The following is a 24,300-nucleotide window of genomic DNA, read 5'->3' as shown; positions in this document are numbered from 1 at the left end:
AGTTGATTCATGGCCGAAGCAGTCGTCGATAACGCCCCCGCAAAAAGCGGCCCGCCAGCAGCCAAGCCGCCGCTGTTCGGCCTGTCGTTCCTGGAAAACATCTCGCAGATGCCCATGCTGCGTCAGATCGGCCTGCTGGTCGGCCTGGCCGCCAGCGTGGCCATCGGCTTCGCCGTGGTGCTTTGGTCGCAGCAGCCGGACTACCGGCCGCTGTACGGCAGCCTGGCGGGCATGGACACCAAGCAGGTCATGGACACCCTGGCCTCTGCCGATATCCCCTACACCGTGGAGCCGAATTCCGGCGCGCTGTTGGTCAAGGCCGACGATCTCTCCCGTGCGCGCCTGAAGCTTGCCGCCGCCGGCGTAGCGCCAAGCGACGGCAACGTCGGCTTCGAGCTGCTCGACAAGGACCAGGGCCTGGGTACCAGCCAGTTCATGGAGGCCACCCGCTACCGCCGTGGCCTTGAAGGCGAACTGGCGCGCACCGTGTCCAGCCTCAACAACGTCAAGGCTGCCCGCGTGCACCTGGCCATCCCGAAAAGCTCGGTGTTCGTGCGTGACGAGCGCAAGCCAAGCGCTTCGGTGCTGGTCGAACTGTATCCGGGGCGCGCCCTGGAGGCCGGCCAGGTAATGGCCATCGTCAACCTGGTGGCCACCAGCGTTCCGGAACTGGACAAGTCCCAGGTGACCGTGGTCGACCAGAAGGGCAACCTGCTCTCCGACCAGTTGCAGGACACCGCGCTGACCATGGCCGGCAAGCAGTTCGACTACAGCCGCCGCATGGAAGGCATGCTCACCCAGCGCGTGCACAACATCCTGCTGCCGGTACTGGGCAACGACCGCTACAAGGCCGAAGTGTCGGCCGACATCGACTTCAGCGCCGTCGAGTCCACCTCCGAGCAGTTCAACCCTGATCAACCAGCGCTGCGCAGCGAGCAATCGGTCAACGAACAGCGCGCCAGCAGCCAGGGCCCGCAAGGCGTGCCGGGTGCGCTGAGCAACCAGCCGCCGGCCGGAGCCAGCGCGCCTGAGAATGCCAAAACTGCTGCAACCCCCGCCGGTGCCGTCCAGCCCGGGCAGCCGCTGGTGGACTCCAACGGCCAGCAGATCATGGACCCGGCCACCGGCCAGCCGATGCTGGCGCCGTACCCGTCCGACAAGCGCCAGCAGTCGACCAAGAACTTCGAGCTGGACCGTTCCATCAGCCACACCCGTCAGCAGCAGGGTCGCCTGACCCGCCTGTCGGTGGCGGTGGTGGTGGACGACCAGGCCAAGATCGACGCCGCCAGCGGCGAGATGACCCGCACGCCCTGGGGCGCTGAAGACCTGGCGCGCTTCACCCGCCTGGTGCAGGACGCGGTGGGCTTCGATGCCAGCCGTGGCGACAGCGTCACCGTGATCAACGTGCCGTTCGCCGCCGACCGTGGCGACGAACTGGTCGACATTCCGTTCTACTCGCAGCCCTGGTTCTGGGACATCGTCAAGCAGGTGCTGGGCGTGGTGTTCATCCTGATCCTGGTGTTCGGCGTGCTGCGTCCGGTGCTCAACAACATTACCGGTGGCGGCAAGCAGGCTGCCACAGACAGCGACATGGAGCTGGGCGGTATGATCGGTCTGGATGGCGAACTGGCCAACGACCGCGTCAGCCTGGGTGGCCCGACAAGCATTCTGTTGCCGAGCCCGAGCGAGGGTTACGAGGCACAGCTCAACGCAATCAAAGGCCTGGTGGCCGAAGACCCGGGCCGTGTGGCCCAGGTCGTGAAAGAGTGGATCAACGCCGATGAGTGACAACCGAGCCGTTACCGCCAAGCTGAGCCGCGTCGACAAGGCGGCCATCCTCCTGCTGTCGCTCGGCGAGACCGACGCCGCACAGGTCCTGCGCCACATGGGGCCAAAGGAAGTGCAGCGGGTCGGTGTGGCCATGGCGCAAATGGGCAATGTGCACCGCGAGCAGGTCGAGCAGGTGATGAGCGAGTTCGTCGAGATCGTCGGCGACCAGACCAGCCTGGGCGTGGGCTCCGACGGCTACATTCGCAAGATGCTCAACCAGGCACTGGGCGAGGACAAGGCCAACGGCCTGATCGACCGCATCCTGCTCGGTGGCAACACCAGCGGCCTGGACAGCCTCAAGTGGATGGAGCCGCGTGCCGTGGCCGACGTCATCCGCTTCGAGCACCCGCAGATCCAGGCCATCGTGGTCGCCTACCTCGACCCCGACCAGGCCGGCGAGGTGCTGAGCAACTTCGACCACAAGGTGCGCCTCGACATCGTCCTGCGCGTATCGTCGCTCAACACCGTACAGCCTGCGGCGCTCAAAGAGCTCAACCAGATTCTCGAGAAGCAGTTCTCTGGCAACTCCAACGCTGCCCGCACCACCTTGGGCGGCATCAAGCGTGCCGCCGACATCATGAACTTCCTCGACAGTTCGGTGGAAGGTGCGCTGATGGATGCGATCCGCGAGATCGACAGCGACCTGTCGGAGCAGATCGAAGACCTGATGTTCGTCTTCAACAACCTGGCCGATGTCGACGACCGGGGTATCCAGGCGCTGTTGCGCGAGGTGTCCTCGGATGTGCTGGTGGTATCGCTCAAGGGCGCCGACGAGCGGGTCAAGGACAAGGTGTTCAAGAACATGTCCAAGCGCGCCTCGGAACTGCTGCGCGACGACCTGGAGGCCAAAGGGCCGGTACGGGTCAGCGACGTGGAGACCGCGCAGAAGGAAATCCTCACCATCGCCCGACGCATGGCCGAGGCCGGCGAGATCGTGCTTGGCGGCAAGGGTGCCGAGGAAATGATTTAAGTCTCAAGTTGCGAGCCTCAAGCTGCAAGCGCAGGCGGGCGTACGTCTCTGCCTTTTCTTGCAGCTTGCAGCTTGAAGCTTGTCGCTCGACCCCATTTCATCTGTAGGCGTTGCCATGTCCACCACCGAACACCCCAGCGAACTGATCCGCGCCCGCGACCTCGAGGGCGTCGACGTCTGGGCGCTGCCCAGCTTCGATCCTGAGCCCGAACCCGAGCCTGAACCCGAACCGGAAGTCATCGAGGAAGAAGTCGAGGAAGTGCCGCTGGAGGAAGTCCAGCCGCTCACTCTCGAAGAGCTCGAGGCCATCCGCCAGGAGGCCTACAACGAAGGCTTCGCCACCGGCGAGCGCGAAGGCTTCCACAGCACCCAGCTCAAGGTTCGCCAGGAAGCCGAAGTGGCCCTGGCCGCCAAGCTGGCCAGCCTGGAACAGGTCATGCTGCACCTGCTCGACCCGATCGCCGATCAGGACACCCAGATCGAAAAAGGCCTGGTGCAACTGGTCGCGAACATTACCCGCCAGGTCATCGGCCGTGAATTGCGCAGTGATTCCAGCCAGGTCACCCATGTCCTGCGTGAGGCCCTCAAGCTGTTGCCGATGGGCGCCGACAACATCCGTATCCACCTCAACCCCCAGGACTTCGAACTGGCCAAGGCCCTGCGTGAGCGCCACGAAGAAAACTGGAAGCTGCTGGAAGACGAGGCCCTGCTGCCTGGCGGCTGCCGCATCGAAACGGCGCACAGCCGCATCGATGCAACCATGGAAACGCGGATCGAGAAGGCCGTGGCGCAGTTGTTCGACCAGTCCCATGACCAGTTCCTGCACCCGGCGGCGCCGGACATCGCGGTCGAACTGGATATGTCGGCGGGTGGCAACGATGCGCCTTGATCGCACCAGCTTCGGCAAGCGCCTGGCCGGTTACAACGATGCGGTGCGGTTGCCCGACCAGCCGGTGGTCGAAGGCCGCCTGCTGCGTATGGTCGGCCTGACGCTCGAGGCGGAAGGCTTGCGCGCCGCCGTCGGTAGCCGCTGCCTGGTGATCAACGACGACAGCTATCACCCGGTGCGGGTGGAGGCTGAAGTCATGGGCTTTGCCGGTAGCAAGGTGTTCCTGATGCCGGTTGGCAGCATCGTCGGCCTCGCCCCCGGCGCGCGCGTGGTGCCGCTGGACGACGGCGGCCGCCTGCCCATGGGCATGAGCATGCTCGGGCGGGTGCTCGACGGCGCCGGGCGGGCGCTGGACGGCAAAGGCGGCATGAAGGCCGAAGACTGGGTGCCGATGGACGGGCCGGTGATCAACCCGCTCAATCGCGACCCCATCAGCCGGCCGCTGGATGTCGGCATTCGCAGTATCAATGGCCTGCTCACCGTCGGCCGCGGCCAGCGCCTGGGGCTGTTCGCCGGTACCGGTGTGGGTAAGTCGGTGCTGCTGGGGATGATGACCCGCTTCACCGAGGCCGAGATCATCGTGGTCGGGCTGATTGGTGAGCGGGGCCGCGAGGTGAAGGAGTTCATCGAGCACATCCTCGGCGAGGAGGGGCTCAAGCGCTCGGTGGTGGTGGCCTCGCCGGCGGACGATGCGCCCTTGATGCGTCTGCGCGCGGCGATGTACTGCACGCGTATCGCCGAGTACTTCCGCGACAAGGGCAAGAACGTCCTGCTGCTGATGGACTCGCTGACCCGTTTTGCCCAGGCACAGCGCGAAATCGCCCTGGCCATCGGCGAGCCGCCGGCCACCCGTGGTTATCCGCCGTCGGTGTTCGCCAAGCTGCCCAAGCTGGTGGAGCGTGCCGGTAATGGCGAAGCGGGCGGTGGTTCGATCACCGCGTTCTACACCGTGCTCTCCGAAGGTGACGACCAGCAGGACCCGATCGCCGACTCGGCGCGCGGTGTGCTCGACGGCCACTTTGTGCTGTCCCGGCGCCTGGCCGAGGAAGGTCACTACCCGGCCATCGACATCGAAGCTTCGATCAGCCGGGTCATGCCCCAGGTGGTCGACGCCGATCACCTGCGCCAGGCGCAGAAATTCAAGCAGCTGTGGTCGCGCCTGTCGCAGAGCCGTGACCTGATCAGCGTGGGGGCCTATGTCGCCGGTGGCGATCCGGAGACGGACCTGGCCATCGCGCTGCAGCCCAAACTGGTGGACTTCCTGCGCCAGGGCCTGCAGGAGAACGTCGGCATGGCGCAGAGCCGCGACCAGCTGGGCGCGATCTTCGTGCCGCCGGCAGGTTGATAGGCCATGGCTCAGCCCGGTCGAGCAGCGCGCCTGGCGCCCGTCGTGGATATGGCCGAGGAGGCCGAGCGCAAGGCTGCCCAGCGCCTGGGGCATTTCCAGCAGCAGGTGGTGCAGGCGCAGGCCAGGCTCGATGAGCTGGCGCAGTTTCGCGAGGGCTATCAGGCGCAGTGGATAACCCGGGGCGGGCAGGGGGTGGACGGCAACTGGCTGCTCAATTACCAGCGCTTTCTCGGCCAGCTGGAAACCGCCATGACCCAGCAGCGCCAGAGCCTGAATTGGCACCAGAACAACCTCAACAACGCCCGCAACATCTGGCAGCAGGCCTATGCGCGGGTCGAAGGGTTGCGCAAGTTGGTGCAGCGCTATATCGATGAGGCCCGTCGGGCGGAAGATAAGCGCGAACAGCGGTTGCTCGACGAGCTGTCCCAGCGCCTGCCGCGGCACGGGCCGCTTTAGCTGCAGGCTTCAAGCGCCATTGCCGGCCAGTGCCAGGCCCTGCGCGCCACGCTCTTTGTGGTTTGCAGCATAGGGCTGTGGCTGCTAAACCTTCAGGAGCCGCATTCGCCATCATCGAAGGAATCGCTCGCATGGCAGTCGAAACCGATTTTTCACAGGAAGGGAAAAAGCTGACGATCAAGGTCAAGGGTCGCTTCGATTTCGGTAAGCATCAGGAATTCAGAGATGCTTACGAGCGTCAGCGCCTGCGACCGGAGACAGTGGTCGTCGACTTGAAGGATGCCACCTATCTGGACAGTTCGGCGTTGGGCATGCTGCTGTTGCTGCGTGACCACGTGGGCGGGGACGACTCGGATATCCGAGTCGTCCATGCCAGCCCGGATGTGCGCAAGATTCTGGCCATCTCCAACTTCGACAAGCTGTTCGATATCGGTTGAGCGCGGCCATGCCTGCCGCACAGGCGTTGACCGTACTGGTCGCCGAGGACGGTGCCGCTGATCGCATGCTGCTGGCGCAGATCGTGCGGCGCCAGGGACATGAGGTGTTCACCGCCGAAAACGGTGAGCAGGCCGTGGCGCTGTTTGCCGAGCGCCGGCCGCAACTGGTATTGCTCGATGCCTTGATGCCGGTGATGGATGGCTTCGAGGCCGCGCGCCAGATCAAGGCACTGGCCGGTGAGGCACTGGTGCCGATCATCTTCCTGACCTCGCTCAACGAGGAGCAGGCGTTGGTGCGCTGCCTGGAAGCCGGCGGCGACGATTTCATGGCAAAGCCCTACAGCGCGGTGATCCTTGCCGCCAAGATACGTGCGATGGACCGCCTGCGTCGCCTGCAGGCCACGGTCCTGGCGCAGCGTGACGAAATAGCCCGGCATCACCATTACCTGCTCAACGAGCAGCGTGTGGCCAAGGCTGTGTTCGACAAGGTCGCCCATTCCGGTTGCCTCAGTGCATCGAACATCCGTTACCTGCAGTCTCCCTACGCGCTGTTCAATGGCGACCTGTTGCTGGCGGCGTTCACCCCGTCCGGCGACATGCATGTGCTGCTGGGCGACTTCACCGGCCATGGCCTGCCGGCGGCGGTCGGCGCCATGCCCCTGGCGGAGGTGTTCTACGGCATGACCGCCAAGGGCTACGGGCTGGTCGAGACGCTGCGGGAAATGAACGCCAAGCTCAAGCGTATCCTGCCGGTGGACATGTTCTGTTGTGCGCTGCTGCTAAACCTGAGTTTTCAGCGCGGTACCGTGGAAGTGTGGAATGGCGGCATGCCCGATGGCTACCAGCTGTCCGCCCGGGGCGAGGTGCTGGCGGTGCTGCCTTCACAGCATCTGCCGCTGGGGATCCTTGCCCCGGAGAAATTCGACGACAGCACCCAGGTGATGCCCTTGGCCGTTGGCGAACGCTTGTTGTTGCTGTCCGATGGCGTGGTCGACAGTGGTGACGGGCAGGAGCGCCTGTTCGGCGTGCAGCGGCTGCTCGAGGTGTTGGCGGCCAATCGGCAGCCGGCACACTTGCTCGATGAGGTCATGGGCGCGCTGCAGGCCTTCGGCGGGCAGTCGCGGGATGACATCAGCCTGTGCGACATTCGCATGCTGGCGCCAGACCAGGCTGTGCCGCAGGCCATGGTCTATTCGGATAGCGGGCGCTCGAGCCCGCTGGAATGGTCGTTGAACTTCGAGTTGCGCGGTGAAAGCCTGAGGCGCTTCAACCCGGTGCCTTACCTGGTGCAGCTCTTGCTGGAAATCCACGGCCTGAGGCCGAGCAGCGGCAAGCTGCACAGCGTGCTCAGCGAGTTGTACTCCAACGCGCTGGAGCACGGTGTGCTGGGGCTCGACTCGCGGCTCAAGTGCGACTCGCAGGGTTTTGCCGAGTACTATCGCCAGCGCAGTCAGCGCTTGGCCGAACAGTTGCAGGGTTTCGTCGGTATCAGCCTGCGGGTGGAACCGCGCAGTGAAGGTGGTCGTCTGATGATCGAGGTCCGCGACAGTGGCGCAGGGTTCGATGTGGCCAAAGTGCTTGCCCGTTCACCGCACGAGCAGGGCTTGAGTGGCCGTGGTCTGAGCCTGGTGACCCGCCTGGGGCACCGCGCCCGGTGGCTGGAAGGCGGGCGATTGGCGCGGGTGGAGTTCGATTGGTGAGCCCGGGATTCTCCCGGGCTTGGATGCGACAAGGCTTGATCAGGGAGTGAGCAAGTGGTGGACATGCATATCGATCACAAGGTGCTGCGTGACCTGCGTGAGGTCATGGAGGGGGGCTACCTGCAGTTGCTGGAAACCTTCCTTGAAGACTCCGAGCGGCGCCTGAGCCAGTTGCACAAGGCCAAGGATGCCGCCGAGCTGGGCTTGGCGGCGCACAGCTTCAAGGGCAGCAGCAGCAACATGGGGGCTGTCGAGTTGGCGCGGCTTTGCCAGCAACTGGAGGAGCGCGCACGGCAGGTTCCGTTGTATGGCATAGAAGACCTGATCAACCGTATCGACCAGGAGTATCAGGCCGTCGAGCTGTTCTATCGCAGTGAAAGCCAACGTATTTCAACTGACTGAGGGTGTCCTGGCGCGAGTTTTGCGTGTCTTTGCCCATTCGATTTTTTGAGTTTCGGCGCGGAGACCTTTTCTATGCCTGTCGCACCCAATCCATTGTTGCAAACCGGCCTTGCGAGCAGCGCCTCGCGCCCGTCCGCCAGTGTGGCGGACAAATCGCCCAAGGCGGCGGATAGCCGTGGTGCCGGCTTCGATCAGGTGATGTCCAGGCAGGGTCGCGACAGCGTGCCAGCCCGTGACGACAAGGCCAGCCAAGGCCCTGCGCAAGCAACCGCCAGCAATAAGCCGGGGGCGGTTGCCGGCGGCAAGAAAGAGGCTGGCGCCTCGAAAGACCTTGCCGATGACGGCAATAACTTGCCAGCGGCCCTGCCTGATGGCAGCGCGACAGCTGATAGCACTGCTACCGCCGATACGACGATCATCGATGCCAGCCTGGTCGCAGGCCAGGTCACCGATGCCCAGACGGGCGCCCAATTAATTCAGGCCCAGGCCGAGGTGGTCGCGCCGGTGTTGCAGGCAGCCATGCAGCCATCACCGCAGCCAGCGCCGCCCGTGACCGAGGCAAAGGTGTCGGCTCCGGTTGCCGAGTTCGACCCTGATGCCGACCCGCTCGCCGACATGCCGGCCCTGCGCCTGGCGCTGGAGCAGAGCGCCAAGGCCCAGGGGACGACCTCGGCCCATGCCAGCAGTGCACGCGCCGAGACGAGTCAGCAACCTGCCGAGCCTGACCCGATTGCCGTCAATACCTTGGCGAATGTGGTCGGCAAGGCGGAGGCCGAGCCTGGCCATGCCGAGCAGGGCGACAAGGCATTCGCCGGGCTGCTTGATAGCGGCCTCAAGGACCTCAAGGGTGCAAGCAGCGACACGCGGGTGGATGACTTTGCCGATCGCCTGGCCAACCTCACCCAGGCCGTCACCGCCAAGACCGCCAATGCCGTGCCGGTAACTCCCAGCCCGCTGCAACAGCCGCTGGCGATGAACCAGGGTGCCTGGACCGAGGGCCTGGTGAACCGCGTCATGTACCTGTCCAGCCAGAACCTCAAGTCGGCGGATATCCAGCTTGAGCCCGCCGAACTTGGCCGCCTCGACATCCGGGTCAATGTGGCGGCGGACCAGCCCACGCAGATCCACTTCGTCAGTGGCCATGCCGGCGTGCGCGAGGCCCTCGACAGCCAGGTCCACCGCCTGCGTGAACTGTTCACCCAGCAGGGCCTGGCCCAGCCCGACGTGAGTGTCGCCGACCAGTCCCGTGGCCAGCAGCAACAGCAGGCCCAGCAGGACGCTTCGAACCTGTCCGGCGTGGCGGCCCGCCGTGCCGCTGCCGCGGGTGAGGGTGGCGAGCTGGCTGATGCCGGCCAGCCGGTGGAGCAGCAGGTGGTGGTGGGCGACAGCGCGGTCGACTACTACGCCTGATGTTTCGCGCCCCCTGCAGGAGCGGCCTTTTCGCGACACAAGGCCGCTCCTTCAAGGGGCGTGCGGCATGCTCCTGACAAATCTGGCATAACACTTGCTCAAGCCACGTCATCCTTCTTTGAAACCTCGATGGACGACGGATTATTGGCATGGCGAAGAGCGACGCAGTGAAAGACCCCGCCACTAAAGGCAAACTCAAGCTGATCCTGCTGCTGGTGCTGGCCCTGCTGCTGGCAGTCGGCCTGTCGGTGGGCGCCACCTGGTTCTTCATGAACAAGGGCGAATCCGCTCCGGCGCCGGACCCAGCCCTGGCCAACGTCAAGCCGGCGGCTATCTACGAGCCGCTGGCGCCGGCCTTCGTGGTCAACTTCAACCAGAACGGTCGCCAGCGCTACATGCAGGTGAGCATCACCATGCAGGGCCGCAGCCAGGCCGACCTGGACGCGCTCAAGGTGCACATGCCGGTGATCCGCAACAACCTGGTCATGATGTTCTCCGGGCAGGGTTTCGATACCCTCGCCAGCAGCCCGGTAGGCCAGGAGATGCTGCGCCAGAAAGCCACCGCGGTGGTTCAGGAAGTGGCGCAGAAAGAAGTCGGCAGGCCGGTCGTCGACCAGCTGTTGTTCACCAATTTCGTATTGCAGTAGGAGCACATAGATGGCCGTGCAGGACCTGCTGTCCCAGGATGAAATCGACGCCCTGCTGCATGGGGTGGACGATGGTCTGGTACAAACCGAAAGTGCCGGCGAGCCCGGCAGCATCAAGAGCTACGACCTGACCAGTCAGGACCGTATCGTCCGGGGGCGCATGCCGACCCTGGAAATGATCAACGAACGTTTCGCCCGCTATACCCGCATCAGCATGTTCAACCTGCTGCGCCGCTCCGCCGACGTGGCGGTGGGTGGCGTGCAGGTCATGAAGTTCGGCGAGTACGTGCATTCGCTGTACGTGCCCACCAGCCTCAACCTGGTCAAGATCAAGCCGTTGCGCGGTACCGCGCTGTTCATCCTCGACGCCAAGCTGGTGTTCAAGCTGGTGGACAACTTCTTCGGCGGCGACGGCCGCCACGCCAAGATCGAGGGCCGTGAGTTCACCCCCACCGAGCTGCGCGTGGTGCGCATGGTGCTGGACCAGTGCTTCATCGACCTCAAGGAAGCCTGGCAGGCGATCATGCCGGTCAACTTCGAGTACATCAACTCCGAGGTCAACCCGGCCATGGCCAACATCGTCGGCCCCAGCGAGGCGGTGGTGGTATCGACCTTCCACATCGAACTGGACGGCGGCGGCGGCGACCTGCACGTGACCATGCCGTACTCGATGATCGAGCCGGTGCGCGAGATGCTCGACGCCGGTTTCCAGTCCGACCTGGACGACCAGGACGAACGCTGGGTCAAGGCCCTGCGCGAGGACGTACTGGACGTGGCCGTGCCAGTGTCGGCCACCGTTGCCCGGCGTCAGCTCAAGCTGCGCGACATCCTGCACATGCAGCCTGGCGATGTGATTCCGGTGGAGCTGCCGGAGCATCTGGTGTTGCGCGCCAATGGCGTGCCAGCGTTCAAGGCGCGGTTGGGTTCGCACAAGGGCACCCTGTCGCTGCAGATCATCGACCCGATCGAGCGCCGCTGACGGCGGGCCGGTCGCTTTAAACGTATTGAAAGGTTGTCGAGGAAATCATGGCTAACGAAAACGAGATCAACTCCCCAGAGGAACAGGCGCTGGCCGATGAGTGGGCTGCAGCGCTCGAGGAAACCGGCGATGCCGGCCAGGCGGACATCGATGCACTGCTCGGTGGCGACAGCGGCGCCAGCAACCGCCTGCCGATGGAAGAGTTCGCCAGCTCCCCCAAGCCCAACGAGCACGTCAGCCTCGAAGGCCCGAACCTGGACGTGATCCTGGATATCCCGGTGAGCATCTCCATGGAAGTGGGCAGCACCGAGATCAACATCCGCAACCTGCTGCAGCTCAACCAGGGTTCGGTAATCGAACTCGACCGCCTGGCTGGCGAGCCGCTGGACGTGCTGGTCAACGGCACCCTGATCGCCCATGGCGAGGTGGTGGTGGTCAACGAGAAGTTCGGCATCCGCCTGACCGACGTGATCAGCCCCAGCGAACGTATCAAGAAGCTGCGCTGAGTGAACGGCATGGTGCGGGGCGTTTCGGCCCTGGCGGCGCTGCTGGCCAGTGAAGCGGTGATCGCTGCCGGCGAAACGGCTGCGCCGCCCACTGCGGTACCGGGCGGCCTGGGGGCGCAATTGGCGCAGATGGTCTTCGGCCTGCTGCTGGTGGTGGGCCTGATCTTCTTCCTGGCCTGGCTGCTGCGGCGCATGCAAGGCAGCGCGCAGCGCGGTGCCCAGGTGATCGAGATCGTCGGCAGCCGCGCCATCGGCCCGCGCGACCGGTTGCTGCTGGTGCAGGTCGGCAAGGAGCAGATTCTCATCGGCCATACGCCGGGCAGCATCGAAGCCCTGCATGTCATGGCCGAGCCTGTCGAAGTGCCCGCAGCGGCACGCCAGGCCACGCCGGAGTTCGCCCAGCGGCTGCTCGAGCTGATGGGCAAGGATCAGAAGGACAAGAAGTGATGATGGGCGCCCTGCGCATGCTGTTCACCCTGGCGCTGCTGCTGGCTGCGCCATTGGCCCTGGCCGCCGACCCTTTGTCGATACCGGCCATCACCCTGTCCAGCGGGGCGGACGGGCAGCAGGAGTACTCGGTCAGCCTGCAGATCCTGCTGATCATGACGGCGCTGAGCTTCATCCCGGCGTTCGTCATCCTGATGACCAGCTTCACCCGCATCATCATCGTCTTCTCCATCCTGCGTCAGGCGCTGGGCTTGCAGCAGACTCCGTCCAACCAGGTGCTCACCGGCATGGCGCTGTTCCTGACCATGTTCATCATGGCGCCGGTGTTCGACCGGGTGAACAAGGACGCCCTGCAGCCGTACCTGGCCGAGCAGATGACCGCCCAGCAGGCGATCGACAAGGCCCAGGGGCCGCTGAAGGACTTCATGCTGGCGCAAACCCGGCAAAGCGACCTCGACCTGTTCATGCGCCTGTCCAAGCGCACCGATATCGCCGGCCCCGACCAGGTGCCGCTGACCATCCTGGTGCCGGCCTTCGTCACCTCGGAGCTCAAGACCGCGTTCCAGATCGGCTTCATGATCTTCATCCCGTTCCTGATCATCGACATGGTGGTCGCCAGTGTGCTGATGGCCATGGGTATGATGATGCTGTCGCCACTGATCATTTCGCTGCCGTTCAAGATCATGCTGTTCGTGCTGGTCGATGGCTGGGCGCTGATCATGGGTACCCTGGCCGGCAGTTTCGGCGGTGTCTGACACCCAAATGGAGAGCCTGACATGACGCCAGAAGTCGCAGTCGACCTGTTTCGTGACGCGTTGTGGCTGACCACGCTGATGGTGGCGGTGCTGGTGGTGCCGAGCTTGCTGGTCGGCCTGGTGGTGGCGATGTTCCAGGCCGCCACCCAGATCAACGAACAGACCCTGAGCTTCCTGCCCCGCCTGCTGGTGATGCTGATCACGCTGATCGTCGCCGGGCCCTGGCTGGTGCAGAAATTCATGGAATACATCACCGGGCTGTACACCAACATCCCGCACCTGATCGGTTGACGCCGCCATGCTGGAGTTGACCAACGCGCAGATCGGCACCTGGGTCGCCACCTTCATCCTGCCGCTGTTCAGGGTGACGGCGGTGCTGATGACCATGCCGATCTTCGGCACCAAGATGCTGCCGGCCCGGGTTCGCCTTTACGCGGCCGTGGCAATCACCGTGGTGATCGTGCCGGCCCTGCCGCCCATCCCCGAATTCGAACCGCTGAGCCTGCGCGGCCTGCTGCTGTGCGCCGAGCAGGTTATCGTCGGGGCGTTGTTCGGTTTCTCCTTGCAGCTGTTGTTCCAGGCCTTCGTGATTGCCGGGCAGATCGTCGCGGTGCAGATGGGCATGGCCTTCGCGTCGATGGTCGACCCGGCCAACGGCGTCAACGTCACGGTGATCAGCCAGTTCCTGACCATGCTGGTGAGCGTGCTGTTCTTGTTGATGAACGGGCATCTGGTGGTGTTCGAGGTGCTGACCGAGAGTTTCACCACGCTGCCGGTGGGCAGCGCCCTGGTGGTCAATCACTTCTGGGAGATGGCCGGGCGCCTGAGCTGGGTGATGGGCGCCGCATTGCTGCTGATCCTGCCGGCGATCGCCGCGTTGCTGGTGGTCAACATCGCCTTCGGCGTGATGACCCGTGCCGCACCCCAGTTGAACATCTTTTCCATCGGTTTCCCGCTCACCCTGGTGCTGGGCATGGGCATCTTCTGGGTCGGCCTGGCCGACATTCTTTCTCACTACCAGGCACTGGCCAGCGAAGCGCTGCAGTGGCTGCGTGAACTGGCACGGGCGCGCTGAGCATGGCCGAAAGCGAGAGCGGGCAGGACAAGACAGAGGAACCCACCGAAAAGCGCAAAAAAGACGCGCGGGAAAAAGGTGAGATCGCCCGTTCCAAGGAGCTGAACACGGTTGCCGTGACCCTGGCGGGAGCGGGCGGCATTCTGGCCTTCGGCGGCAGTCTGGCCGAAAGCCTGATGAACCTGATGCGCATGAACTTCACCCTGACCCGCGAAGTGATCGTGGATGAGCGCAGCATGGGGGCGTTCCTGCTGGCATCGGGCAAGATGGCCATCTGGTCGGTGCAGCCGATCCTGATCCTGCTGTTCGTCATTTCGTTCGTCGCGCCCATCGCCCTGGGCGGTTTCCTGTTCTCCGGCAGCCTGATGCAACCCAAATTCAGCCGCTTGAACCCGCTGTCGGGGATCAAGCGCATGTTCTCGATGAATTCGCTGACCGAGCTGCTCAAGGCCCTTGCCAAGTTCATCATGATCCTGGTGGTGGCGCTGGTGGTGCTGGTCAGTGATCGTGAGGCGCTGCTGGCCATCGGCAAGATGCCGATGGAGATGGCGATCATCCAGGCGCTCCAGGTGGTCGGTTGGAGTGCCTTGTGGATGGCCGCGGGGTTGCTGCTGATCGCCGGGCTCGACGTGCCGTACCAGCTTTGGCAGTCGCACAAGAAGCTGAAGATGACCAAGCAGGAAGTGACCGACGAGTACAAGAACTCCGAGGGCAAGCCCGAGGTCAAGCAGCGCATACGCCAGCTGCAGCGCGAGATGTCGCAGCGGCGCATGATGGCGGCGGTGCCCGATGCCGACGTGATCATCACCAACCCGACCCACTATGCCGTGGCCTTGCAGTACGACCCGGAAAAAGGCAGTGCGGCGCCGCTGCTGCTGGCCAAGGGCACAGACTTCATGGCCTTGAAGATTCGCGAGATCGGCGTCGAACACAAGGTGCAGATCCTCGAATCGCCGGCCCTGGCGCGGGCGATCTACTACTCCACGGAAATCGAGCAGGAAATCCCCGCCGGGTTGTACATGGCGGTGGCGCAGGTGCTGGCGTACGTGTTCCAGATTCGCCAGTACCGCGCCGGCAGGGGCAAGCCGCCGGAGCCGTTGAAGAAGGACCTGCCCATCCCCGACGACCTGCGGCGCGACAGCTGAGCCCGCTCAGTTCTTGGTGCGTGAGTGCCGCCAGCCTTGATCGAAGAAGGCGGCGACCACCACCAATGCACCGGCCACTGCAAGCATCAGCGCCACGCCATCCGTCGAGTGTGTGGCCGAGCTTGCCACCAGCGCCAGCCCGCCCAGTGGGGCCAGGCCACCCGCTACTGCGGTACCGACCTCACGCCCGGTGCCAAAACCCGAAGAGCGCGTCTGGGTCGGGAACTGGCGGCTGAGGAACGAGCCCTGGGGGGCGAACATCATCGGCGCCAGGATGCCGGTGCCGACGGCGATGGCCACATAGATCAGCATCGGCTCGCCGGTCGACAGCAAGCGCAGGAAGGGGTAGGCGAACAGCGCCGACAGCAGCCCGCCGAGCATCAGCACGGTCTTGCTGCTCCACTTGTCGCACAGCCAGCCGAAGAACGGCACGGCAAAGATCGCCACCAGGCTGGCCAGGGTCACCGACAGGGAAGTGACGTGCGCCTCGACGCCCTTGAACTGGGTGAGATAGGCCAGCGAGAACGTCTTGAAGATGTAGCTCAGCGCGTTGTAGCCGATAGCGACGAAGAACACCACGGCCAGGCCCTTGAGGTCGTTCTTGAACAGCAGTTTCAGGGGCGAGACTTTGGGTTTGTCATCGGCATGGTCGAGTTCCTTGAAGTCCGGGGTCTCGGGGATGCTCTTGCGCACCCACAGGCCTACCGCTACCAGGGCGATGCTGGCGATGAAGGGGATGCGCCAGCCACCGGCAAGCAGGAATTCATTGCCGTTCATGGTCAGCAGGTAGACGGTCAGCGACGACAGCAACAGGCCCAGGTTCAGCCCCAGCGCCGGCCAGGCGCCCTGGCTGCCGCGCTTGCCTTCGCTGGCATGTTCATAGGAGGTCACCGCCGCACCGGACAGTTCGGCGCCGGCGCCCAGGCCCTGGATGATGCGGATCACCACCAGCAGGATCGGTGCCCAGATACCGATGGTGGCGTAGCCGGGGATCAGGCCGATGAGCATGGTGCACACGCCCATCATGCAGAAGGTGATCACCAGCACGTGCTTGCGCCCGAAGCGGTCGCCCAGGTAGCCGAACAGCACGCCGCCGAAGGGGCGGGCGATGAAGCCGATGGCGAAGGTGGAGAACGCCAGCAGTGAGGCCACCGCCGGGTTGCTCGGGTCGAAGAAGATCTTCGAAAAGACGATCGCCGCCATGGTGGCGTAGAGATAAAAGTCGTACCACTCCAGCATCGAGCCGAAGATGGTCGCCGCTGCCACCTTGCGCAGGCGTTTGCGTTGCTGTGCGGGTGTCTCGCTTGCGGCCGGGGCCGCCTCGTGTACCGACATGGGGTTTCCTTATTGTCTTTGTAATAGGGGTGTAGCGGTGAATCAGCGGGCCTTGAGGATCTTCTCGGCGATCATCTGGCCAATCGGGATGGCCGAGGTGGCAGCCGGCGACGGGGCATTGCAGACATGCACCATGCGCGGGGTCTCGGCGAACAGGAAGTCATGCACCAGGGTGCCGTCGCGCATCACGGCCTGGGCGCGGATGCCGGCTTCATAGGGCAGCAGGTCTTCGACCTGCAGGGACGGGCAATACTTGCGGCACTGTTCCAGGTAGCCACGCTTGAACAGCGAGTTCTTCATCTCGGCGGTGCCGGAACCGAGGTTGTTCCAGATGGTTTTCCAGAACCCCGGGAAGCGCGCGTACTCCGCGACATCGCGCCAGTTCACCGAGAACTTTTGGTAGTTCTCCCGGCCAAAACCCAACACCGCGTTGGGGCCGACGGTGACGCTGCCATCGATCATTCGCGTCAGGTGCACCCCCAGGAACGGCAGCTCCGGGTCGGGGATCGGGTAGATCAGATGGTTGACGATCTGGTTCTTGCTCGCCGGCAAGCGGTAGTACTCGCCGCGGAAGGGGATGATCTGGTGATCGATCTTCACCCCGGCCAGGCGTGCCAGGCGGTCGGACTGCAGGCCGGCGCAGGCCACCAGTTGGCGGGCGTGCCAGGTATTGCCGTCGCTGCTGACGCTGACGTGCTCGGCATGCTCCTGGATCGCGCGCACCGGGGTGGACAGGTGCAGCTCGCCACCGGCCTGGCGAATGACCTTGGCCATGGCATTGCACACCTGCTTGTAATCGACGATGCCGGTGGCGTCGAGGAACAGCGCACCTTTGCCGACGATATTCGGCTCACGCTGGCGCAGCTCGGCGGCGTCCAGGCGTTCGACCTTCAAGCCGTTCTGTTGCGAACGCTCGTAGAGCGCCTGCATGCGCTGTATTTCCAGGTCGTTGGAGGCTACCAGCAGCTTGCCGCAGACTTCGAAGGCGATGCCGTGCTCGCGGCAAAAGTCTTTGGTGGCCTGGGCGCCGCGCTTGCACAGGTCAGCCTTGAGGCTGCCGGGTGCGTAGTAGATGCCTGCGTGGATCACGCCACTGTTGTGGCCTGTCTGGTGACGGCCGAGGCTGGCTTCCTTTTCCAGGATCAGCAGTGAGGCCCCTGGGCGCTGTTGCAGCAGGGCCATGGCGGTAGCGAGGCCGACGATGCCGCCGCCGATGATGCAGTAGTCGTAAGTCATGCAGGATTACCTTGGTGTTCTTGTCGGTGGATCTGCTTATCAGGTTGTCAGACTAAGTAGTGCGCGAGAAAACCTCGCGGGAATGCGATGAGGTTCTCCGGGTTCAGTCGAGGGTGGGAAGGTCGAGTTTCAGGCGCTTGGCCGAAGCCCGCAGGTGTGCTTCGGCACAAGCGGCGGCGGCTTGGCGGTCGCCAGCGCAGATGGCTTGGTACAGTGCCCGGTGCTCGCTTAGAGCATCGGCCGAACCGCCTATCGAGTGGGCGGCGGAGTTTTCCCAGGCGGTGCGACGCGCGGCGGCCAACTGGCCCCCGAGAAAATCATGGAATGCCACGAAGTAGTCATTCTTGCTGGCCTCGGCGATAGCGCGATGGAAGGCCACGTCGGCGGCAGAGGCGGTGGCGAAGTCGCTGCGCTGGTCTTCCATGGTGCCCAGGGCCAAGGCCATGCGATCGAGGTCATCGGCATCACGGCGGCGCGCGGCGATGGCGGCGGCCTGGGTTTCTATCCACAGGCGCATCTCGAACATCTGCACCAGGTCCGGTTTGCGCCCTTGGCTGTCGGGGAAGCGGAATACCGTGCCGTGGGGCGTCTGCGAGATATACGAGCCGAGCCCGCGGCGGGCGATCAGCACGCCATCGGCCTTGAGCTGTGCCACGGCCTCACGTACCACCGAGCGGCTGACGTTCAGCTGTTCAGCCAGTTGCTGTTCGGTGGGCAGGCGCGATTCGGCGGCCAGGCGGCCGGCATCGATCTCGCCGCGGATGGCGCTGACGACCCGTTCGACCAGGGTGTCGGGGCGCTGGAGTTCTAGCATGGAGGAGGAGCCAATTGATCAGGTTGTCAGACAATGCCCGTTCCGAGGGTCCCCTGTCAACGGCGGCGCTGCTGGCAAAGTCGCCTGTTGCAGCCTCTTCGCGGGTAAATCCGCTCCCACAGGTGCAGTGCCGCCCTCGGGGCTTGCAGTGAACCTGTGGGAGCGGGTTTACCCGCGAAGAGGCCGGCGGGCTACCTTAACAGTTCGTTGTTGAATGTCCCGGTACCTTCAAGGATGTTGCGCAATGTCAGCGCCACTTCCTCCATATCACTGCCTTGCGAAGTCAGGATGATCTCCAGCGCTTCATCGCCCTTGAGCGCATCGCGGTCTCCCGCAGCCACCTCGATCAGCAAGCGTTCGGCACTCAGCGTCACCTTCAGCCCGTCCAGGGTCGACGGCTCGTCATCCAGGGTCAGGTCGACCGTGTCCTCGTCCGGGTAACGGGTCAGCAGGAACATCTGGCCCTTGTCGCTGTGGCAGCACAGGGTCGCCATGTTGTCTTCCTCGTCGTCACAAGGGGTGGCGAAGAGCAGGGCGGTTTTCAATTGCATGGGCGGCTCGGGTCGGTAGTCAAAGGCGCAAGCTTCAGCTTCAAGGTTCGGCAGGTCAAGCGCGGCGGCGCAAATCTCGGATTTTGCTGATTGCGGCGCGAAGCTTGCAGCCCGAGGCTTGCTGCCGGTCATTGACCGAATATGTCGCAGCGCTGCAAGCCGGAGTGACCGTTCAGTCGTTAAGCTCCCCAGTCGATGGGTTCCCGTAAAGGCACAGCCACCGGGCAGTCGCTTTTGCAGGTACCCAACGCTTCCGTCTTGCCACGGGTTGGCTATGGTTGATCCGTACAAGGCGCACGCACGCGACGCTTCACCTATAAAAGCCCAAGCGGAGTACCACAGATGGCGTTCTTCACCGCAGCCAGCAAAGCCGACTTCCAGCATCAACTGCAAGCGGCCCTGGCGCAGCACATCAGCGAACAGTCCCTGCCACAAGTTGCACTGTTCGCCGACCAGTTCTTCGGCATCATCTCTCTGGACGAACTCACTCAGCGGCGGCTTTCCGACCTCGCCGGCTGCACGCTTTCCGCCTGGCGCATCATCGAGCGCTTCGACCCCGAACACCCGCAGGTGCGGGTCTACAACCCTGATTACGAACGCCACGGCTGGCAATCCACCCACACCGTGGTCGAGGTGCTGCACCACGACCTGCCGTTCCTGGTCGACTCGGTGCGTACCGAACTCAACCGCCGCGGCTACAGTATCCACACCCTGCAGACCACCGTGCTCAGCGCACGCCGGGGCAGCAAGGGCGAACTGCTCGAGCTGCTGCCCAAGGGCACCCAGGGCGAGGGCGTCAGCCACGAATCGCTGATGTACCTGGAGATCGACCGCTGCTCCAACAGCGCCGAGCTCACTACCTTGACCAAGGAACTGGAGCAGGTACTGGCCGAAGTGCGCGGCGTGGTCGCCGACTTCGAGCCGATGAAGGCCAAGATCCATGAACTGCTGGCTCTGGTCGAACAGAACGCCTTTGGCCCGGAGCAGAACGACAAGGCAGAGGTGAAGAGCTTCCTGTCGTGGCTGCTGGACAACCATTTCACCTTCCTCGGCTATGAAGAGTTCACCGTCCAGGCCGATGCCGACGGTGGCCATCTGGTCTACGACGATGCCTCCTTCCTCGGCCTGACCCGCCTGCTGCGCGCCGGCCTGGGTGCCGACGACCTGCGCATCGAGGACTACGCCGTCGCCTACCTGCGCGAGCCGCGCCTGCTGTCGTTCGCCAAGGCCTCCCAGCCAAGCCGCGTGCACCGCCCGGCCTACCCGGACTACGTGTCGATCCGCCAGATCGACGCAGACGGCAATGTGCTCAAGGAATGCCGCTTCATGGGCCTGTACACCTCGTCGGTGTACGGCGAGAGCGTGCATACCATCCCTTACATTCGCGGCAAGGTGGCCGAAGTCGAGCGCCGCTCGCACTTCGACCCCAAGGCCCACCTGGGCAAGGAGCTGGCGCAGGTACTCGAAGTGCTGCCGCGCGACGACCTGTTCCAGACCCCGGTCGACGAGCTGTTCAGCACCGCCATGTCGATCGTGCAGATCCAGGAGCGCAACAAGATCCGCGTGTTCCTGCGCAAGGACCCGTACGGCCGCTTCTGCTACTGCCTGGCCTACGTGCCTCGCGAGATCTACTCCACCGAAGTGCGGCAGAAGATCCAGCAGGTGCTGATGGAGCGCCTGAAGGCCACCGACTGCGAATTCTGGACCTTCTTCTCCGAATCGGTGCTGGCCCGCGTGCAGTTGATCCTGCGCGTCGACCCGAAGAACCGCATCGATATCGACCTGCAGCAGCTGGAAAACGAAGTGATCCAGGCTTGCCGCTCGTGGCATGACGATTACTCGGCGCTGGTGGTGGAAAACTTCGGCGAAGCCCAGGGCACCAACATCCTCGATGAGTTCCCGAAAGGCTTCCCGGCCGGCTACCGCGAGCGCTTCGCCGCCCATTCGGCGGTGGTCGACATGCAGCACGTGCTGAACCTGTCGGAACAAAAACCGCTGGCCATGAGCTTCTACCAGCCGCTCACGCAACTCGGCGAACGCACGCTGCACTGCAAGCTGTACCACGCCGATACGCCGCTGGCGCTGTCGGACGTGCTGCCGATCCTGGAAAACCTCGGCCTGCGCGTGCTCGGCGAGTTCCCTTACCGCCTGCGCCATGCCAGCGGCCGTGAGTTCTGGATTCACGACTTCGCCTTCACCTACAGCGAAGGCCTGAACCTGGATATCCAGCAGCTCAACGACACCTTCCAGGACGCCTTCGTCCACATCGTCAAGGGCGACGCCGAGAACGACGCCTTCAACCGCCTGGTGCTGACCGCCGGCCTGCCGTGGCGCGACGTGGCACTGCTGCGCGCCTATGCCCGCTACCTGAAGCAGATCCGCCTGGGCTTCGACCTGGGTTACATCGCCAGCACCCTGAACAACCACACCGACATCGCCCGCGAGTTGACCCGGTTGTTCAAGACCCGTTTCTACCTGGCGCGCAAGCTCACCCAGGAAGACCTCGACGACAAGCAGCTGCGCCTGGAGCAGGCGATCCTCACCGCCCTGGACGACGTGCAGGTGCTCAACGAGGACCGCATCCTGCGGCGCTACCTGGACCTGATCAAGGCCACCCTGCGCACCAACTTCTACCAGCCGGATGCCAACGGCCAGAACAAGTCGTACTTCAGCTTCAAGTTCAACCCCAAGCTGATCCCCGAGCTGCCCAAGCCGGTACCGAAATTCGAGATCTTCGTCTATTCGCCGCGAGTCGAGGGCGTGCACCTGCGCTTCGGCAACGTTGCCCGTGGCGGCCTGCGCTGGTCGGACCGCGAAGAAGACTTCCGCACCGAAGTGCTGGGCCTGGTCAAGGCCCAGCAGGTGAAGAACTCGGTGATCGTGCCGGTGGGCGCCAAGGGCGGCTTCCTGCCGCGCCGCCTGCCGCTGGGCGGCAGCCGTGACGAGATTGCCGCCGAGGGCGTGGCGTGCTACCGCATCTTCATCTCCGGCCTGCTCGACATCACCGACAACCTCAAGGACGGTGGCGTGGTGCCGCCTGCGAACGTGGTGCGTCACGATGACGACGACCCGTACCTGGTGGTCGCCGCGGACAAAGGCACCGCGACCTTCTCCGACATCGCCAACGGCATCGCCATCGACTACGGCTTCTGGCTGGGTGATGCGTTCGCCTCGGGCGGCTCGGCCGGTTATGACCACAAGAAGATGGGCATCACCGCCCGTGGCGCGTGGGTGGGCGTGCAGCGCCACTTCCGCGAGCGCGGCATCAACGTGCAGGAAGACCCGATCACCGTGGTGGGTGTGGGCGACATGGCCGGTGACGTGTTCGGCAACGGCCTGCTGATGTCGGAAAAACTGCAGCTGGTGGCCGCGTTCAACCACCTGCACATCTTCATCGACCCGAACCCGGACCCGGCCACCAGCTTCGTCGAGCGCAAGCGGCTGTTCGACCTGCCGCGCTCGGCCTGGAGCGACTACGACACCAGCATCATGTCCGAAGGCGGCGGGATCTTCCCGCGCAGTGCCAAGAGCATCGCCATCAGCCCGCAGATGAAGGAACGCTTCGCCATCGAAGCCGACCGCCTGACCCCGACCGAGCTGTTGCACGCCCTGCTGCAGGCGCCGGTCGACCTGCTGTGGAACGGCGGTATCGGCACCTACGTCAAGGCCAGCAGCGAAAGCCACGCCGATGTCGGCGACAAGGCCAACGATGCCCTGCGCGTCAACGGCAACGAGCTGCGCTGCAAGGTGGTGGGCGAGGGCGGCAACCTGGGCATGACCCAACTGGGCCGTGTCGAGTTCGGCCTCAATGGCGGCGCCACCAACACCGACTTCATCGACAACGCGGGTGGTGTGGACTGCTCCGACCACGAGGTCAACATCAAGATCCTGCTCAACGAAGTGGTGCAGGCCGGCGACATGACCGAAAAGCAGCGTAACCAGCTGCTGGGCAGCATGACCGACGAAGTGGCCGGGCTGGTGCTGGGCAACAACTACAAGCAGACGCAAGCGCTGTCGCTGGCCGCGCGCCGCGCCCGCGAGCGGATTGCCGAGTACAAGCGCCTGATGGCCGACCTCGAGGCCCGTGGCAAGCTGGATCGCGCCATCGAGTTCCTGCCCAGTGAAGAGCAACTGGCCGAGCGCCTGGCCGCAGGCCAGGGCCTGACCCGCGCCGAGCTGTCGGTGTTGATCTCGTACAGCAAGATCGACCTCAAGGAGCAACTGCTCAAGTCGCTGGTGCCGGACGACGACTACCTCACCCGCGACATGGAGACCGCCTTCCCACCATCGCTGGTGACCAAGTACGCCGACTCCATGCGCGGCCACCGCCTGAAACGCGAGATCGTCAGCACCCAGATCGCCAACGACCTGGTCAACAACATGGGCATCACCTTCGTGCAGCGCCTGAAGGAGTCCACCGGCATGAGCCCGGCCAACGTGGCCGGCGCCTATGTGATCGTGCGCGACATCTTCCACCTGCCGCACTGGTTCCGTCAGATCGAGGCCCTCGACTACCAGGTCCCGGCCGAGATCCAACTGACCCTGATGGACGAGCTGATGCGCCTGGGCCGCCGCGCTACCCGCTGGTTCCTGCGCAGCCGGCGCAACGAGCAGGACGCTGGCCGTGACGTCGCCCACTTCGGGCCGAAGATCGCCCAGCTTGGGCTCAAGCTCGACGAACTGCTCGAAGGCCCGACCCGCGAACGCTGGATGGTCCGCTACCAGGGCTTCGTCGAAGCCGGTGTGCCGGAGCTGCTGGCGCGTATGGTCGCTGGTACCACGCACCTGTACACCTTGCTGCCGATCATCGAAGCGTCCGACGTGACCGGGCATGATCCTGCACAGGTGGCCAAGGCGTTCTTTGCCGTGGGCAGCTCGCTGGACCTGACCTGGTACCTGCAGGAAATCAGCAACCTGCCGGTGGAAAACAACTGGCAGGCCCTGGCCCGCGAAGCGTTCCGCGATGACATCGACCTGCAGCAGCGGGCAATCACCATCTCGGTATTGCAGATGGCCGATGCGCCGGACGACATGGACGCCCGCGTGGCCCTGTGGTGCGAGCAGCACCGGGTGATGGTGGAGCGCTGGCGCGCCATGCTCGACGACCTGCGCAACGCCACCGGTACCGACTATGCGATGTACGCGGTGGCCAACCGCGAGCTGGTCGACCTGGCGATGAGCGGGCAGGCGGCGGTGATCCCGTCCTGAGCCGAGCGTTGAGGTAGTTGAGGTAAAAGAAAGCCCCGGCAGTGATGTCGGGGCTTTTCTTTACGCCTTGTGTTGAAAGTGTTGGCCTCTTCGCGGGTAAACCCGCTCCCACAGGGGCCTCGCTGGCTTTGAATCCTGTGCTGTGCCTGTGGGAGCGGGT

The 24,300-nt window shown here is 64.3% G+C and carries 22 protein-coding genes; 18 read left to right on the top strand and 4 right to left on the bottom strand.

The genetic code is table 11. The annotated features are described in order from the left end of the window. The first annotated feature begins 9 nt into the window (after window positions 1-9). The 17 genes from fliF (at window position 10) to flhB (ending at window position 14,996) form a co-directional block, all read left to right on the top strand. Window positions 10-1,788 carry a flagellar basal-body MS-ring/collar protein FliF gene (fliF, locus tag EJA05_RS19995; RefSeq protein WP_125464973.1) on the top strand — a complete coding sequence of 593 codons (1,779 nt, stop codon included), beginning with the start codon at window positions 10-12 and terminating at the stop codon, window positions 1,786-1,788. Then, entirely contained in the window at window positions 1,781-2,800 is a 1,020-nt protein-coding gene (gene fliG / locus EJA05_RS19990) for a flagellar motor switch protein FliG (protein ID WP_110991858.1), read from the top strand. Before fliF ends, fliG begins: the two co-directional genes overlap by 8 nt. A 115-nt stretch (window positions 2,801-2,915) precedes the next feature. Further along, complete coding sequence (gene fliH, locus EJA05_RS19985) at window positions 2,916-3,689, top strand: flagellar assembly protein FliH (RefSeq protein WP_125859519.1); 774 nt, start codon at window positions 2,916-2,918, stop codon at window positions 3,687-3,689. Further along, window positions 3,679-5,034: a flagellar protein export ATPase FliI gene (gene fliI / locus EJA05_RS19980; RefSeq protein ID WP_110991856.1), complete on the top strand. Its 1,356-nt coding sequence runs from the start codon at window positions 3,679-3,681 to the stop codon at window positions 5,032-5,034. Before fliH ends, fliI begins: the two co-directional genes overlap by 11 nt. Before the next feature lie 6 nt (window positions 5,035-5,040). Further along, window positions 5,041-5,493, top strand: a complete 453-nt coding sequence (fliJ, locus tag EJA05_RS19975) for a flagellar export protein FliJ (RefSeq protein WP_110991855.1) — start codon at window positions 5,041-5,043, stop codon at window positions 5,491-5,493. Between the two features lie 131 nt (window positions 5,494-5,624). Next, the gene (locus tag EJA05_RS19970; protein ID WP_110991854.1) at window positions 5,625-5,930 is read left to right on the top strand and encodes an STAS domain-containing protein; all 306 of its coding nucleotides are present in this window, start codon (window positions 5,625-5,627) and stop codon (window positions 5,928-5,930) included. An 8-nt stretch (window positions 5,931-5,938) separates the two neighbouring features. Then, window positions 5,939-7,630 carry an ATP-binding SpoIIE family protein phosphatase gene (locus EJA05_RS19965; protein WP_125859518.1) on the top strand — a complete coding sequence of 564 codons (1,692 nt, stop codon included), beginning with the start codon at window positions 5,939-5,941 and terminating at the stop codon, window positions 7,628-7,630. 54 nt (window positions 7,631-7,684) lie between these two features. Continuing rightward, window positions 7,685-8,032 carry an Hpt domain-containing protein gene (locus tag EJA05_RS19960; RefSeq protein WP_110991852.1) on the top strand — a complete coding sequence of 116 codons (348 nt, stop codon included), beginning with the start codon at window positions 7,685-7,687 and terminating at the stop codon, window positions 8,030-8,032. A gap of 72 nt (window positions 8,033-8,104) precedes the next feature. After that, entirely contained in the window at window positions 8,105-9,442 is a 1,338-nt protein-coding gene (locus tag EJA05_RS19955) for a flagellar hook-length control protein FliK (RefSeq protein WP_125859517.1), read from the top strand. A 149-nt stretch (window positions 9,443-9,591) separates the two neighbouring features. Beyond that, entirely contained in the window at window positions 9,592-10,089 is a 498-nt protein-coding gene (gene fliL / locus EJA05_RS19950) for a flagellar basal body-associated protein FliL (RefSeq protein ID WP_125464968.1), read from the top strand. 10 nt (window positions 10,090-10,099) lie between these two features. Beyond that, complete coding sequence (gene fliM, locus EJA05_RS19945) at window positions 10,100-11,068, top strand: flagellar motor switch protein FliM (protein WP_110991849.1); 969 nt, start codon at window positions 10,100-10,102, stop codon at window positions 11,066-11,068. A gap of 47 nt (window positions 11,069-11,115) precedes the next feature. Beyond that, on the top strand, window positions 11,116-11,574 hold the full coding sequence (gene fliN, locus EJA05_RS19940; RefSeq protein WP_125464967.1) for a flagellar motor switch protein FliN: 459 nt from the start codon (window positions 11,116-11,118) through the stop codon (window positions 11,572-11,574). Between the two features lie 9 nt (window positions 11,575-11,583). After that, on the top strand, window positions 11,584-12,021 hold the full coding sequence (gene fliO / locus EJA05_RS19935) for a flagellar biosynthetic protein FliO (protein WP_407692104.1): 438 nt from the start codon (window positions 11,584-11,586) through the stop codon (window positions 12,019-12,021). Window positions 12,022-12,023: 2 nt separating this feature from the next. Further along, window positions 12,024-12,776: a flagellar type III secretion system pore protein FliP gene (gene fliP / locus EJA05_RS19930; protein ID WP_110991958.1), complete on the top strand. Its 753-nt coding sequence runs from the start codon at window positions 12,024-12,026 to the stop codon at window positions 12,774-12,776. 21 nt (window positions 12,777-12,797) lie between these two features. Next, a complete protein-coding gene (gene fliQ / locus EJA05_RS19925; protein WP_110991846.1) occupies window positions 12,798-13,067 on the top strand; it encodes a flagellar biosynthesis protein FliQ in 270 nt (89 codons plus the stop codon). A gap of 7 nt (window positions 13,068-13,074) precedes the next feature. Further along, window positions 13,075-13,851, top strand: a complete 777-nt coding sequence (gene fliR / locus EJA05_RS19920) for a flagellar biosynthetic protein FliR (protein ID WP_110991845.1) — start codon at window positions 13,075-13,077, stop codon at window positions 13,849-13,851. A 2-nt stretch (window positions 13,852-13,853) separates the two neighbouring features. Beyond that, the gene (gene flhB / locus EJA05_RS19915; RefSeq protein WP_125859515.1) at window positions 13,854-14,996 is read left to right on the top strand and encodes a flagellar biosynthesis protein FlhB; all 1,143 of its coding nucleotides are present in this window, start codon (window positions 13,854-13,856) and stop codon (window positions 14,994-14,996) included. Between the two features lie 6 nt (window positions 14,997-15,002). Here flhB and EJA05_RS19910 read toward each other — a convergent pair whose 3' ends face one another. The 4 genes from EJA05_RS19910 to EJA05_RS19895 all read right to left on the bottom strand — a co-directional run bounded on the left by EJA05_RS19910 (window position 15,003) and on the right by EJA05_RS19895 (window position 18,932). Then, a complete protein-coding gene (locus EJA05_RS19910) occupies window positions 15,003-16,331 on the bottom strand; it encodes an MFS transporter (protein WP_125859514.1) in 1,329 nt (442 codons plus the stop codon). A gap of 42 nt (window positions 16,332-16,373) precedes the next feature. After that, window positions 16,374-17,567: an L-2-hydroxyglutarate oxidase gene (gene lhgO, locus EJA05_RS19905; RefSeq protein ID WP_125859513.1), complete on the bottom strand. Its 1,194-nt coding sequence runs from the start codon at window positions 17,565-17,567 to the stop codon at window positions 16,374-16,376. A gap of 103 nt (window positions 17,568-17,670) precedes the next feature. Next, window positions 17,671-18,381 carry a FadR/GntR family transcriptional regulator gene (locus EJA05_RS19900; protein ID WP_125859512.1) on the bottom strand — a complete coding sequence of 237 codons (711 nt, stop codon included), beginning with the start codon at window positions 18,379-18,381 and terminating at the stop codon, window positions 17,671-17,673. Window positions 18,382-18,572: 191 nt separating this feature from the next. Next, the gene (locus tag EJA05_RS19895; protein ID WP_125859511.1) at window positions 18,573-18,932 is read right to left on the bottom strand and encodes a hypothetical protein; all 360 of its coding nucleotides are present in this window, start codon (window positions 18,930-18,932) and stop codon (window positions 18,573-18,575) included. Window positions 18,933-19,274: 342 nt separating this feature from the next. Between EJA05_RS19895 and EJA05_RS19890 the strand changes: the two genes are divergently transcribed. Continuing rightward, window positions 19,275-24,140: an NAD-glutamate dehydrogenase gene (locus EJA05_RS19890; protein WP_125859510.1), complete on the top strand. Its 4,866-nt coding sequence runs from the start codon at window positions 19,275-19,277 to the stop codon at window positions 24,138-24,140. Window positions 24,141-24,300 lie beyond the last annotated feature (160 nt).

The sequence above is a fragment of the Pseudomonas oryziphila genome, from assembly GCF_003940825.1.
Taxonomy (GTDB): domain Bacteria; phylum Pseudomonadota; class Gammaproteobacteria; order Pseudomonadales; family Pseudomonadaceae; genus Aquipseudomonas; species Aquipseudomonas sichuanensis.
Note: the sequence above shows the minus strand (reverse complement) of the source record. Positions and strands in the feature narration are given on the sequence as shown.

What these genes read in the sequence shown, in the direction of transcription:
- fliF (WP_125464973.1), top strand. Translation starts at nt 10, where the DNA reads ATGGCCGAAGCAGTCGTCGATAACGCCCCCGCAAAAAGCGGCCCGCCA.
- fliG (WP_110991858.1), top strand. Translation starts at nt 1,781, where the DNA reads ATGAGTGACAACCGAGCCGTTACCGCCAAGCTGAGCCGCGTCGACAAG.
- fliH (WP_125859519.1), top strand. Translation starts at nt 2,916, where the DNA reads ATGTCCACCACCGAACACCCCAGCGAACTGATCCGCGCCCGCGACCTC.
- fliI (WP_110991856.1), top strand. Translation starts at nt 3,679, where the DNA reads ATGCGCCTTGATCGCACCAGCTTCGGCAAGCGCCTGGCCGGTTACAAC.
- fliJ (WP_110991855.1), top strand. Translation starts at nt 5,041, where the DNA reads ATGGCTCAGCCCGGTCGAGCAGCGCGCCTGGCGCCCGTCGTGGATATG.
- EJA05_RS19970 (WP_110991854.1), top strand. Translation starts at nt 5,625, where the DNA reads ATGGCAGTCGAAACCGATTTTTCACAGGAAGGGAAAAAGCTGACGATC.
- EJA05_RS19965 (WP_125859518.1), top strand. Translation starts at nt 5,939, where the DNA reads ATGCCTGCCGCACAGGCGTTGACCGTACTGGTCGCCGAGGACGGTGCC.
- EJA05_RS19955 (WP_125859517.1), top strand. Translation starts at nt 8,105, where the DNA reads ATGCCTGTCGCACCCAATCCATTGTTGCAAACCGGCCTTGCGAGCAGC.
- fliL (WP_125464968.1), top strand. Translation starts at nt 9,592, where the DNA reads ATGGCGAAGAGCGACGCAGTGAAAGACCCCGCCACTAAAGGCAAACTC.
- fliM (WP_110991849.1), top strand. Translation starts at nt 10,100, where the DNA reads ATGGCCGTGCAGGACCTGCTGTCCCAGGATGAAATCGACGCCCTGCTG.
- fliN (WP_125464967.1), top strand. Translation starts at nt 11,116, where the DNA reads ATGGCTAACGAAAACGAGATCAACTCCCCAGAGGAACAGGCGCTGGCC.
- fliO (WP_407692104.1), top strand. Translation starts at nt 11,584, where the DNA reads ATGGTGCGGGGCGTTTCGGCCCTGGCGGCGCTGCTGGCCAGTGAAGCG.
- fliP (WP_110991958.1), top strand. Translation starts at nt 12,024, where the DNA reads ATGGGCGCCCTGCGCATGCTGTTCACCCTGGCGCTGCTGCTGGCTGCG.
- fliQ (WP_110991846.1), top strand. Translation starts at nt 12,798, where the DNA reads ATGACGCCAGAAGTCGCAGTCGACCTGTTTCGTGACGCGTTGTGGCTG.
- fliR (WP_110991845.1), top strand. Translation starts at nt 13,075, where the DNA reads ATGCTGGAGTTGACCAACGCGCAGATCGGCACCTGGGTCGCCACCTTC.
- flhB (WP_125859515.1), top strand. Translation starts at nt 13,854, where the DNA reads ATGGCCGAAAGCGAGAGCGGGCAGGACAAGACAGAGGAACCCACCGAA.
- EJA05_RS19910 (WP_125859514.1), bottom strand. Translation starts at nt 16,331, where the DNA reads ATGTCGGTACACGAGGCGGCCCCGGCCGCAAGCGAGACACCCGCACAG.
- lhgO (WP_125859513.1), bottom strand. Translation starts at nt 17,567, where the DNA reads ATGACTTACGACTACTGCATCATCGGCGGCGGCATCGTCGGCCTCGCT.
- EJA05_RS19900 (WP_125859512.1), bottom strand. Translation starts at nt 18,381, where the DNA reads ATGCTAGAACTCCAGCGCCCCGACACCCTGGTCGAACGGGTCGTCAGC.
- EJA05_RS19895 (WP_125859511.1), bottom strand. Translation starts at nt 18,932, where the DNA reads ATGCAATTGAAAACCGCCCTGCTCTTCGCCACCCCTTGTGACGACGAG.
- EJA05_RS19890 (WP_125859510.1), top strand. Translation starts at nt 19,275, where the DNA reads ATGGCGTTCTTCACCGCAGCCAGCAAAGCCGACTTCCAGCATCAACTG.